The sequence below is a fragment of the Pseudoalteromonas sp. Bsw20308 genome, from assembly GCF_000310105.2.
Classification (GTDB): Bacteria; Pseudomonadota; Gammaproteobacteria; order Enterobacterales; family Alteromonadaceae; genus Pseudoalteromonas; species Pseudoalteromonas fuliginea.
The window spans coordinates 245,307-257,368 of record NZ_CP013138.1 but is presented as its reverse complement, the minus strand read 5'-3'; the positions used below and the strand labels follow the sequence as shown (position 1 = coordinate 257,368).

Genomic DNA, 12,062 nt, shown 5'->3' with positions numbered 1-12,062 from the left:
GAAAATATATAGAGAGCAACGAAATGCTGGCCGATTAGAAAATCGTATTTTATTGGTATTCCTCGTTATATGTTTTTGTCACACTATTAATAAGTCTGCTTCTATATAAGCTTTTTCTAAAAAAGAAAGTATAAAATCAATTACGAATATTTTAACTACATTTAATATCTATTCGTGACGTTCTTTATATGATGCGAACAACTCAATGCTTTACGATTCGCGACACTCTTTTAGTTTCAGATTTCGTAATTATTCGACCCAGATTATACCAATCTACTTATATATGGGGTCTATTTAACGTTAAGAAAATTAAGCAAGAACTAGGCAAAAATTTTATCTAGTTGTTCTAAATAAAAATTTTAACGACGTTATAGTCGTAATTTAACTCGTTAAATTGCTCAAAGATTTATGTCAGTTGGAATTATGACTTTTAAAATTGACAGTGCCTTAAACACAAAAAGCCCCAGCTAATGCCGGGGCTTTTTTACAAAACTAATTTAATTAAAAAATTAAGCTAGTTTTGGACTAGAAATAACGTCTACTAAAGTCCAAGATTTATTCTTAGAAATTGGTGCGCATTCACGGATAGTAACTACGTCACCCGCTTTTGCTGTGTTATTTTCGTCATGTACGTGTAACTTAGTCGTACGTTTAATGAATTTCCCATAGATTGGGTGCTTCACGTAACGTGCGATAGCGATAGTGAAAGATTTTTCCATCTTGTCGCTGATTACACGGCCTTGAAGAGTACGAATTTTATCGCTCATTATTGACCTGCCTTCTGGTTAATAACTGTTTTTACACGCGCGATATCGCGGCGTACTGTTCTTAGCGTGTGTGTCTGAGCCAACTGACCAGTGCTAGCTTGCATGCGCATATTAAATTGCTCACGAAGTAGTCCTAGAAGTTCAGCATTAAGCTCTTCTACGCTTTTGTCTTTTAGTTCGCTAGCTTTCATCACATTACCGTCCGAGTTACGAAAGTTGTTTTGAATGGCAGTTTACGAGCAGCAAGGTCAAACGCTTCACGAGCAAGCTCTTCTGAAACACCTTCCATTTCGTAAAGTACTTTACCAGGCTGAATTTCAGCAACCCAATATTCAACAGAACCTTTACCTTTACCCATACGAACTTCAAGAGGTTTTTCTGTAATCGGTTTGTCAGGGAAGACACGAATCCAGATTTTACCTTGACGTTTCACGTGACGCGTCATAGCACGACGAGCTGCTTCGATTTGACGAGCAGTCATACGGCCACGGCCAGTTGCTTTCAATCCGAAAGTACCGAAGCTTACTTTGTTACCGTTTTGCGCTAAACCGCGGTTGCGGCCTTTGTGCATTTTACGGAATTTTGTACGTTTTGGCTGTAACATTACTCGCTACCTCTACTTAGCACTTTTCTTGGCTTTCTTTGGTGCGCGTTTAGCTGGCTTCTCTTGCTCTTGTACTAGTGGTAAACCACCAATAACTTCGCCTTTGAAGATCCAAACTTTAACACCAATGATACCATAAGTGGTTAAGGCTTCAGAAGTTGCGTAATCGATATCAGCACGAAGAGTATGTAGAGGTACACGACCTTCACGATACCATTCTGAACGTGCGATTTCAGCGCCGCCAAGACGACCGCTAACTTCAACTTTAATCCCTTTAGAACCGATACGCATTGCATTTTGTACCGAACGCTTCATAGCGCGACGGAACATAACACGACGCTCTAGTTGAGAGGCAATGCCGTCTGCTACTAGTTGTGCATCTAGTTCTGGTTTACGTACTTCAGAGATATTAATCTGAGCAGGTACACCAGCGATTTTAGTTACCGCTTGACGTAATTTTTCTACGTCTTCGCCTTTTTTACCGATAACAACACCCGGACGAGCCGTATGGATTGTTACACGGATTGATTTTGCTGGACGCTCAATAACGATTTTAGACACAGAAGCCGTTTTCAATTCCTTAGTAAGGAATGTACGAACTTTGTGATCGCCAAAAAGCTGTGCAGAGAAATCTTTTGAACTCGCGTACCAGGTAGAAACCCAAGGTTTAGATATACCTAGGCGAATACCAGTAGGATGAACTTTTTGTCCCATTACTTATACTCCTAGCTATCTGAAACCATAACAGTGATATGGCTTGTACGCTTAAGGATGCGGTCTGCGCGTCCTTTAGCACGAGGCATAATACGCTTCATTGTAGGACCATCGTCCACAAAGATCGTTGTTATGCGAAGCTCATCAATGTCAGCACCTTCGTTATGCTCTGCGTTAGCAATAGCAGACTCAAGTACTTTCTTAACTAATACAGCGGCTTTCTTAGGGCTGTACGCCAGGATTTCTAGTGCGCGATCGACAGGTAACCCGCGGATCTGATCTGCAACTAGACGTGCTTTTTGCGCCGAACCAGAGGCGAATTTATGTTTAGCTAATGCTTGCATTTATCTTCCCCTCTTATCGTTTCTTCGCTTTCTTATCCGCAGCATGGCCACGGTAAGTGCGAGTTGGTGCAAATTCACCTAGTTTGTGACCGATCATTTCGTCAGAAACGAAAACTGGTACGTGCTGGCGACCATTATGGACAGCAATGGTCAATCCGATCATGTTAGGTATGATCATTGAACGACGGCTCCAAGTTTTAATTGGCTTTTTCTCACCGCTTTCCAAAGCTTTCTCTACCTTCTTCAGCAAGTGTAGGTCTATAAAAGGACCCTTCTTGAGAGAGCGTGGCATGGCTATTCCTCAATATTACTTAGTACGACGACGTACTATAAATTTATCCGTACGCTTGTTCTTACGCGTCTTCGCACCTTTAGTCGGCTTACCCCATGGAGACACAGGATGACGACCACCAGATGTACGACCTTCACCACCACCGTGTGGGTGATCTACCGGGTTCATGGCAACACCACGAACTGTCGGACGAATACCACGCCAGCGATTTGCACCTGCTTTACCAAGTGAACGAAGCATATGCTCAGCATTGCCTACTTCACCTAGAGTCGCACGACAATCAGATTCAACTTTACGAACTTCGCCTGAACGAAGACGTAATGTTACATACTGACCATCACGAGCAAGGATTTGAACGTATGCACCAGCAGAACGTGCGATTTGAGCACCTTTACCTGGTTTTAATTCTACGTTGTGAACAGTCGAACCTACAGGCATATTACGCATTGGTAATGCATTACCAGGTTTGATTGGTGCATCAACACCAGACTGGATTGCATCGCCAGCTTTTAAGCCTTTTGGTGCGATAATGTAACGACGCTCACCGTCTGCATATAATACAAGAGCGATGTTTGCGCTACGATTTGGATCGTATTCTAAACGTTCAACAGTGGCTGGAATGCCATCTTTAGTACGTTTAAAATCGATTAAACGGTAATGTTGTTTATGACCACCACCGATATGACGAACCGTAATACGACCATTGTTATTACGACCACCTGATTTAGAGTTTTTCTCTAAAAGTGGTGCGTATGGCTTACCCTTATGTAGATCTGGGTTAACCACTTTAACTAGGTGACGACGGCCCGCAGAAGTAGGCTTACACTTTTGAAGTGCCATAATTCTATCCCCTTATTACTCGGCGCCGCCGACAAAGTCTAGCTCGCTGCCTTCTTTAAGAGTAACGTAAGCTTTCTTCCAGTCGCTACGACGACCGAAACGTGCGCCAGTACGTTTTGTTTTACCCTTAACGTTAAGTGTGCGAACACCAGTTACTTCTACTTCAAAAAGCTTCTCAACTGCTACTTTAATTTCAGCTTTAGTTGCGTCATTTACTACTTTGAAAACAATAGTGTTGTTTTCTTCAGCAGCAATAGTGCTTTTTTCAGAGATATGTGGAGCAAGGATCACTTTTAAAAGACGTTCTTCGCGAATCATGCTAGCGCCTCCTCAAGTTGCTTAACAGCAGCGGCTGTAATAAGTACCTTATCGAAAGCAATTAAGCTTACAGGATCGATACCAGCTACATCACGCGTGTCAACCTTATAAAGGTTACGTGCCGATAAGAAAAGATTTTCATCTACTTCTTCAGTCACGATAAGAACATCTTTAAGCTCAAGTTCTTTAAGCTTAGCAACTAGTTCTTTAGTTTTTGGTGCTGCTAGAGCAAAACTTTCAACAACGATTAAACGCTCTTGACGAACTAATTCAGATAAGATGCTTTTAATCGCACCACGGTACATTTTACGGTTTACTTTTTGGCTGTGGTCTTGTGGTTTAGCTGCAAAGCTAACGCCACCTGAACGCCAAATTGGGCTACGGATTGTACCGGCACGTGCACGGCCAGTACCTTTTTGAGCCCATGGTTTTTTACCACCACCGCTTACTTCAGAACGTGTCTTCTGAGCACGAGTACCTTGACGAGCACCTGCTGCGTATGCAACAACTACTTGGTGTACTAATGCTTCGTTAAACTCACGTCCAAAAGTAGCTTCAGAAACTTCAAGACCGCCAGAAGCGTCTTTAATTGCTAATTCCATCACTAAATCTCCAGGACTTATGCTTTAACAGCTGGTTTAACGATAACGTCACCGCCAATAGCTCCAGGTACTGCACCCTTAACTAAAAGCAAATTACGCTCAGCGTCAACGCGAACTAGTTCTAAGTTTTGAGTCGTTACACGCTCAGCACCCATATGACCGGCCATTTTCTTACCTTTAAACACCTTACCAGGTGATTGGTTTTGACCGATTGAACCAGGAGCACGGTGAGATAGAGAGTTACCATGTGTAGCGTCTTGCATGCTGAAATTCCAGCGCTTAACACCACCTTGGAAACCTTTACCTTTAGAAGTACCGGTTACGTCAACCTTGTTGATTTCGTTGAATAATTCAACAGTAAGCTCTGCGCCTACTTCAAAATCGCCTTCACCACCGTTAAGGCGGAATTCCCACAGACCGCGACCCGCTTCAACACCAGCTTTAGCGAAATGACCCGCTTTAGCTTTGTTTACACGACTTGCTTTTTTAGTGCCTGCGGTTACTTGAAGCGCGTTATAACCGTCTGTTGCGTCAGATTTGATCTGAGCAATGCGGTTAGGTGTCGCTTCAATAACTGTCACAGGGATAGATACACCATCTTCAGTGAAGATTCGTGTCATACCCACTTTACGACCGACTAGACCTAATGCCATTTTCCTAAAACCTCTCTAATCTTTCGATTAACCCAGGCTGATTTGAACATCAACACCAGCAGCAAGATCTAAACGCATAAGCGCGTCTACAGTCTTGTCAGTTGGTTCTACGATGTCTATCAGACGTTTATGGGTGCGGATCTCGTACTGATCACGCGCATCTTTATTAACGTGCGGTGAAGTTAGTACAGTAAAACGTTCAAAGCGTGTAGGTAGTGGGATTGGACCACGTACTTGTGCGCCAGTGCGTTTCGCAGTTTCCACGATTTCTGCCGTTGATTGGTCAATCAAACGGTGGTCAAAAGCTTTTAGGCGAATACGAATGCGTTGATTTGACATTCTTAACCTCAATATAAAGAGCATTTAAAAGAGCATAAAAAAACGACCGAAACAATCTTAAAACTTAAGATGTCGGCTGTTTGATTATATCTACGTTGAGTTCCAAATCGGAACTCCTGTTTATTAGCTTGAAATCCAAGCTTAATTTATCCTTTCTAGTTCCCTAGGGAATTTTGAAAGCCTGCGTATTATAGAGGTATTGGTGATAAATGCAACAACTATTTAGAAACAACACAATGACCACTAATTTGATTAAATAAGCGTCCGTACATACTCACTGGTTATACTTGAACTAATACCTCTACTATTAGTCAATTAATAAGTTAACTACTCAATAGCGCAAACTAAAGGATTTTTAGATATTATGGTATCCTATTGCGCTAATTTTGCCTTTAATACTCTCAATATGGTGAGTCGATGCGTATTTTTAATTATTGTTTAAATGTTTTGTCTGCTGGATTTAGCCGCTTACTAGTACGAAGTAAAGTGCTGCCAGAGAACCCCATTGAGCAGTATGATCTAAACCCAGAATACCCTACATTTTATATAGTGCGTTTAAATTCACGATTTGATTTAGCGGCACTCACACATGTGTGTAAAAAACATGGTTTGCCAAGCCCAATTGAAGAGCAAGTATTAGGCTCTCAGCATTTAGATCGTTTTATTGGAATCAAAAATCCACCACCATTATTTGGCGACAAAGCTAAACCAACAAATGCTTTAGCTCAAGGTAAGCAGATTATTGAACACTTAATTAATAGTGGTCAACAGAACGTACAAGTTGTACCTGTTACAATTTTATGGGGCCGCGATCCGGGTAAAGAAAAACCAGGTTTACGCACATTAATTACACACTCGGTAACACCTAGTTGGTTTAGAAAGTTTTTTGTCGTGTTGTTTTCAGGACGTGATAACTTTATTCGCTTTAGTCAACCTCTCGACTTATCGCTTTTGGTAAACGAGAAAGCCGATGTAAGTGAGTTACCACACAAATTACTGCGTGTCGCTCGCGTTCACTTTAAACGTCAAAAGCTCGCAGCTACTGGCCCCAAAATGCCATCTCGTGAACAATTATTTAATTCTTTATTAGCGTCCCCTACAATTAAAAAAGCAATCCTAGATGAAGCTAAAGCTAAAAATATAAGCCAAACTGAAGCTCGTCAAAATGCACTCAAGTTACTTGACGAAATAGCCGCTAATTATTCAGAAGCAATGATACGTGTAGCTGAGCGATTTTTAACGTGGTTGTGGAATAAGCTTTATAACGGTATTAATATTAAACACACAGAACAACTTCATGAATTGACTAATAAAGGCCATGAAATAATCTACATGCCTTGTCATCGCAGTCATATGGACTACTTGCTCCTTACTTACTCAATATATCATTTAGGTTTAGTACCGCCACATATAGCTGCAGGTATTAATCTTAACTTTTTCCCTGCCGGCGGGATATTTAGACGCTCGGGGGCATTTTTTATTCGTCGCTCATTTGCAGGTAATAAGCTTTATTCTGCCATCTTCAAAGAGTATTTAAGCCAACTGTTTATTAAAGGTTACTCTGTTAAGTTTTACACGGAGGGCGGTCGAAGCCGAACTGGGCGCTTACTTCCGCCTAAAACAGGTATGCTTTCAATGACCTTACAAGCGATGCTTCGCGGAATAGACAGACCAATATCTATTGTTCCTGTGTACATTGGCTACGAGCACGTAATGGAAATAAACACTTACCTTAAAGAGCTGGATGGTAAAGATAAAAAAGGCGAATCTATTTTCGGTATTTTTAAGGCGATTAAAAACCTTAAAAACTATGGTCGTGGTTATCTAAACTTTGGTGATCCAATTTCAATTAATCAATATTTAAACGACAACCAACCCGATTGGCGTGATTCAATACATCCTACCGATGTACAAAAGCCACAATGGTTAGGCACACAAGTAACTCAACTTGCTGATCAAGTAATGATTAAAATTAATAATGCAGCAGCACTTAATGCTGTTAACTTATTGGCGATGATTTTACTCGTTAACGATAAACAAGCATTGAGTAAGCCAAAACTTTTAGCACAACTTGATTTTTACCTGCGCTTACAACGCGATGCCAGTTATAGCGATAAAGTAACAGCGCCTGACGAAACACCAGAGCAATTACTAACACATGCATTAAAGCTTAATAAGTTTGAAGTTATTAGTGATGAATTTGGTGAAATAATCACAATTAGTGATAAAGAGAAAGTTTTATTTAATTACTATAGAAACAATATTTTGCACTTATTCGCAGTACCAAGTTTAATTGCACTGCACCTATTTAAACAACACAGCACTACGATTACTCAATGCCAGCAACTTGTAAAAACATTTTATCCGCTATTTGCTAAAGAATGGTACTTACAGCCTCTTGATGAAAACTATATAACACGAATTTTAGCTAACTTTGCTGATCAAAATTTAATTGAGTTTGATGGCGATAACATTCATATAACGAACAGTAATGACTGCCTAGCTAAGCTTGAAATGCTTGGACGAGCACTTAGCTTCACTCTGCAACGATACGCTATTGTAATTGGTTTTATTCAAACAAGTGATGGCATTGAAAAAGCAGAACTTGAAAGAGAAAGCCAAGTGCTCGCGCAACGTTTAGGCACACTGCATGGCATTAAAACACCTGAGTTTTTTGACAAAAAAGTACTTGTTAGCTTTATCGATAACTTACGTGGAGAGTCATTAATAACAGAAGGTGAAGAGGGCTTAGTAGGTAGCACACAACTATGTGAAACCTACGCACACCTTAAAACATTACTGCCAGCACGCGTCTGGCAGTCAATCAGCGATATAGTACAAGACCAGTGTAACTAGCAATGCATTTACAGAAGGGGTTAGCGCTGGCGCATAACCCCTTCTTGCATTGTTGAGGCAACCAAGTTGCCTTGGCGATCAAAAAACTGCCCGCGTACTAAACCACAACCATTGCTCGCACTTGGGCTATCAATTGAATACAAAATCCAATCATCCATTCTAAATGGGCGATGAAACCACATTGCATGATCAATAGTAGCTACTTGCATATTTGGCTGCATAAACGATACACCATGAGGTTGTAATGCAGTTGGTAAAAACTCAAAATCAGACGCATACGCTAATAAGTAATTATGGATACGCTGATCGTCCGGCATTTCACCATTGGCTTTAAACCAAATATGTTTTACTGGCTCCATAACTTCTGGCTTAAACGGGTTATGAAATGTCACAGGTCGCATTTCAATTGGCATCTCACGGGTAAACTTATTACGGATGACTTCAGGAATGTGTGAAGCGTTATCTTGGTAAAACTCAAGCGATGAACGTAGTTCTTCAGGTGCGGGAACATCAGGCATCGTCGCTTGATGCGACAAACCATTTTCTTCACCCTGAAACGACGCAGTCATGTAAAAAATAGGCTTACCGTACTGAATCGCTTTTACTCGGCGTGTACTAAAACTCTTCCCATCTCGAATAGTTTCAACATCATAAACAATGGGTTTAGCCGGATCGCCTGGGCGTAAAAAGTAAGAATGTAATGAATGAACTATTCGCCCTTCAGGTAGAGTTTCTTTAGCAGCAGAAAGCGCCTGCCCCATAACTTGACCGCCAAACACAGCACCAAAGCCTAAATCTTGGCTTTGCCCTCGATATAAACCTTGCTCAATTTCTTCAAGTGTTAACAACGACAATAAATCATCTAATACTTGGCTCATCATTTCTTCCTCATTACCCTGATATTCAAATGATACTATACAATAGTGGGAAGTAAATATATGTTAGGAATACTGTTATGGCTTACTGGCTTTTTAAAACTGAACCCGATGCGTTTTCATTAGATGATTTAAAAAACGCTCCAAAACAAACCACGCTTTGGGAAGGCGTACGTAATTACCAAGCGCGGAACTTTATGCGTGATGGCGTTAAAATTGGCGACTTGGTGATGATTTATCATTCAAGCTGTAAACAAGTGGGTGTAGCGGGTATTGCTATAGTTACAAAAGAAGCCTACCCAGATCCCACTCAATTTGATTTAAGTAGTGATTATTACGATGCTAAAGCCACCAGCGAAAATCCTCGTTGGGTTGTCGTTGAAGTAACCTATCAAAGCCATCTAAAAAAATTGGTGAGTCTTAAAGATATAAAAGCGAATGATTCAATTACTGAGTTAGCACTAAAAAAAGCAGGGCGATTATCTGTTATGCCAGTCACAGAACATGACTGGCTGCAAATAGTGAAGATGGTTAGCACTTAGCTTTATTCTTTCGGTCTTTAGGCGCAATCCAAAGCAAAGAAGTAACCTGTGTCACAAAAAGTCACGACACTGATAAAAGAGCCTTTTTCATCGCCTTGGGTACGCTAACTATCGTTCCAAACTTATCCAATCAACTTCACTACTTAATACTCGCTCTACAGATATGTAGTGCAAAATATCACCTTCACTTACTTTGTAATCAAGCGATGGGTTTAAATCCATATTTTGCGCACTCAAATTGTGTGCAACGCCTAATAATATTGCATCATGTTCAAGCTTAAAATGATGAAACAAAGTGCCAAATTCCATATCTTTACAGTCTTTAGGTATTGCCAAACTAAATTGCGTATCACCATGGAGTGTAGAAAGCAGCTCCTCTTGTACACGGCTAGAACCTGGATCTTGCATTGAACGTACAAGTATTTCTGCCGATTTAGCACTGCTACACTCTACATTTTGACAATGCTCTAACAGCATATCTATTTTTGTCTCATCTAAGAAATGAGCACTGATATGGCAATCATCCTTAACTAAACGGCTTATACGCAGTGCAGTAGTAAATGTTTGATCGTCATCTTGCCCATCAATAATGACTTTATCGGCACGACTTATTGCAACACGCTCAAGTTCGGATAAATTTGTAAAACTGGTTAGATGTGCAAAATCAACATGTTCGTTAGTTAAAAAAGGATGATCCATTTGCTCTGTTACCGCGAGTAAAATACGGCGGTCAGTTCGCTTCCTGTCAGCCAAAATGTAATCAATCATCTTTTTTGTACGAGTGTCGTGCCAACCAAAAATAATAATATGGTTAATACTGTGTGCAAAACTTTTATCACCAGTCATAGCGCGCCTAATTAAATAAGTAACTGTTTGCCCTGTTTTTCCAAGCAGGACACCAAATAAAGCTAAACCAAATGGGATCTGCACTAATGCTACCACCCAACGGCCAAGTTCTGTCGTTGGGCTAAAATCACCATAACCTACCGTTGATGTTGTTATTACGTAATAGTAAAAAAAAGTACTTGGGGGTATCAAGGCTTTTTCATTTGCGATCACTAATAAGCACCACGTAATAATAATATGCATAAAGGTAACAATCGCAACAGATTGCCAACTCACTTGCTCTATATGACTGCGTAATAACACGATAAAACGTTTAAAAATATGATGCATAGTTATTGCTAATAGATTAGTAAAATTACTCTGTAGTACGGTACTGCAAATTATACCACCATAGCAACAACTAGCTGTAATCGAAAAATAATAACTGAGCTATGAAGTTAAAAAATAGTAGACTATAGTTATAAAATAATTAGATTAGATAAGTTCATTATGGTTGGTGTTTTAGCTTCGGTTGATCAACGTACTCAGTTGGTTGGTGAAAACCGCTTAGAGTTGTTACTGTTTTATTTACATAGCCGGCATTTATTTGCACTCAATGTGTTTAAAATAAAGGAAGTGGTAAAATTGCCACATTTAAGCAAAATTCCCCATTCTCATTCCAAAATAACCGGAGTTGCGAATATTAGAGGTGAATCTATACCTGTAATCGATTTACGGCAGGCTATTTCTATGTCCGCAGTAAAATACGCCGAAGACTGTAACTTAGTTATTACTGAATACAATAGAAGCGTACAAGGCTTTTTAATTGGCAAAGTTGATCAAATCGTCAATATGACATGGTCAGATATTATGCCTCCGCCTAGCTCTGTTGGTAAAAATCATTACTTAACAGCCCTCACTAAAATAAAGCGCGATGGCCAAGAACAGCTCGTTGAAATTATTGATGTAGAAAAAGTGCTTGCCGAAATAGTTGAATATGAAGTAGATATTTCAGAGGGAGTACTTGATCAAGGTATCGTCAATGAGTTTGCAGGACGTAAAATACTTCACGCCGATGACTCACCCACTGCACGTAAACAAGTAAGCGATACGCTGTCACAACTGGGCATTGAGATTGTGCCTGCAAGTAATGGCTTAGAAGCTCTTAACATGCTTAGAGGCTGGGCTGATGAAGGGCGAGATGTCGAAAAAGAGCTCTTAATGGTAATTACAGATGCTGAAATGCCTTCAATGGATGGCTATCGCTTAACCCATGAAATACGTAATGATAGCAGGCTTAAAAATCTCTATGTCGTCCTTAATACTTCCTTAAGTGGTAGTTTTAACGAAGCTATGGTAGAAAAAGTAGGGTGTAATGCATTCTTATCTAAGTTTCAGCCAGACTTACTCGTTGAAGAAGTACAAAGCCGTTTAAAGATAGTGCTTAATTATACGTAGACAATAGGTACCCTTTTGTATTGTCTACGTATA

At 40.2% G+C, this 12,062-nt stretch carries 16 protein-coding genes; 3 read left to right on the top strand and 13 right to left on the bottom strand.

The genetic code is table 11. The annotated features are described in order from the left end of the window. Positions 1–509: 509 nt before the first annotated feature. Genes rpsQ through rpsJ form a run of 11 tightly spaced genes read right to left on the bottom strand, consistent with a single transcriptional unit; the run spans position 510 to position 5,473 of the window. Positions 510–767: a 30S ribosomal protein S17 gene (gene rpsQ, locus D172_RS01085; RefSeq protein ID WP_007376193.1), complete on the bottom strand. Its 258-nt coding sequence runs from the start codon at positions 765–767 to the stop codon at positions 510–512. Then, a complete protein-coding gene (gene rpmC, locus D172_RS01080; RefSeq protein WP_002957889.1) occupies positions 767–958 on the bottom strand; it encodes a 50S ribosomal protein L29 in 192 nt (63 codons plus the stop codon). The genes rpsQ and rpmC overlap by 1 nt, the downstream gene beginning before the upstream one ends. Next, a complete protein-coding gene (gene rplP / locus D172_RS01075; protein WP_002957890.1) occupies positions 958–1,371 on the bottom strand; it encodes a 50S ribosomal protein L16 in 414 nt (137 codons plus the stop codon). The genes rpmC and rplP overlap by 1 nt, the downstream gene beginning before the upstream one ends. Positions 1,372–1,383: 12 nt before the next feature. Beyond that, positions 1,384–2,085: a 30S ribosomal protein S3 gene (gene rpsC, locus D172_RS01070; protein ID WP_002957891.1), complete on the bottom strand. Its 702-nt coding sequence runs from the start codon at positions 2,083–2,085 to the stop codon at positions 1,384–1,386. A gap of 11 nt (positions 2,086–2,096) precedes the next feature. Then, positions 2,097–2,429 (bottom strand): 50S ribosomal protein L22, encoded by a 333-nt coding sequence (gene rplV, locus D172_RS01065; RefSeq protein ID WP_002957892.1) that lies wholly within the window; start codon positions 2,427–2,429, stop codon positions 2,097–2,099. Positions 2,430–2,442: 13 nt separating this feature from the next. Continuing rightward, positions 2,443–2,721 carry a 30S ribosomal protein S19 gene (gene rpsS / locus D172_RS01060; RefSeq protein WP_004588689.1) on the bottom strand — a complete coding sequence of 93 codons (279 nt, stop codon included), beginning with the start codon at positions 2,719–2,721 and terminating at the stop codon, positions 2,443–2,445. Between the two features lie 15 nt (positions 2,722–2,736). Next, on the bottom strand, positions 2,737–3,561 hold the full coding sequence (gene rplB / locus D172_RS01055; protein ID WP_007376192.1) for a 50S ribosomal protein L2: 825 nt from the start codon (positions 3,559–3,561) through the stop codon (positions 2,737–2,739). Positions 3,562–3,576: 15 nt separating this feature from the next. Beyond that, on the bottom strand, positions 3,577–3,879 hold the full coding sequence (gene rplW / locus D172_RS01050; RefSeq protein WP_002957896.1) for a 50S ribosomal protein L23: 303 nt from the start codon (positions 3,877–3,879) through the stop codon (positions 3,577–3,579). Beyond that, on the bottom strand, positions 3,876–4,481 hold the full coding sequence (rplD, locus tag D172_RS01045; protein WP_002957897.1) for a 50S ribosomal protein L4: 606 nt from the start codon (positions 4,479–4,481) through the stop codon (positions 3,876–3,878). Before rplD ends, rplW begins: the two co-directional genes overlap by 4 nt. A gap of 17 nt (positions 4,482–4,498) precedes the next feature. Then, positions 4,499–5,134 carry a 50S ribosomal protein L3 gene (gene rplC / locus D172_RS01040; RefSeq protein WP_002957898.1) on the bottom strand — a complete coding sequence of 212 codons (636 nt, stop codon included), beginning with the start codon at positions 5,132–5,134 and terminating at the stop codon, positions 4,499–4,501. A 27-nt stretch (positions 5,135–5,161) separates the two neighbouring features. Next, positions 5,162–5,473: a 30S ribosomal protein S10 gene (rpsJ, locus tag D172_RS01035; protein ID WP_002957900.1), complete on the bottom strand. Its 312-nt coding sequence runs from the start codon at positions 5,471–5,473 to the stop codon at positions 5,162–5,164. Between the two features lie 417 nt (positions 5,474–5,890). Here rpsJ and plsB point away from each other — a divergent pair, with 417 nt between their 5' ends. Beyond that, complete coding sequence (plsB, locus tag D172_RS01030; RefSeq protein WP_007376190.1) at positions 5,891–8,329, top strand: glycerol-3-phosphate 1-O-acyltransferase PlsB; 2,439 nt, start codon at positions 5,891–5,893, stop codon at positions 8,327–8,329. A 20-nt stretch (positions 8,330–8,349) separates the two neighbouring features. Here plsB and tesB read toward each other — a convergent pair whose 3' ends face one another. Continuing rightward, the gene (tesB, locus tag D172_RS01025; protein WP_002957902.1) at positions 8,350–9,207 is read right to left on the bottom strand and encodes an acyl-CoA thioesterase II; all 858 of its coding nucleotides are present in this window, start codon (positions 9,205–9,207) and stop codon (positions 8,350–8,352) included. A 77-nt stretch (positions 9,208–9,284) separates the two neighbouring features. On the opposite strand from tesB, the gene D172_RS01020 reads away from it, so the two are divergent. Continuing rightward, complete coding sequence (locus D172_RS01020) at positions 9,285–9,746, top strand: EVE domain-containing protein (RefSeq protein ID WP_007376189.1); 462 nt, start codon at positions 9,285–9,287, stop codon at positions 9,744–9,746. Between the two features lie 108 nt (positions 9,747–9,854). Here the strand turns inward: D172_RS01020 and D172_RS01015 are convergent, their stop codons facing one another. Beyond that, on the bottom strand, positions 9,855–10,922 hold the full coding sequence (locus tag D172_RS01015) for a potassium channel family protein (protein WP_007376188.1): 1,068 nt from the start codon (positions 10,920–10,922) through the stop codon (positions 9,855–9,857). 159 nt (positions 10,923–11,081) lie between these two features. Between D172_RS01015 and D172_RS01010 the strand changes: the two genes are divergently transcribed. Further along, positions 11,082–12,029 carry a chemotaxis protein CheV gene (locus tag D172_RS01010; RefSeq protein WP_007376187.1) on the top strand — a complete coding sequence of 316 codons (948 nt, stop codon included), beginning with the start codon at positions 11,082–11,084 and terminating at the stop codon, positions 12,027–12,029. Positions 12,030–12,062: the final 33 nt, after the last annotated feature.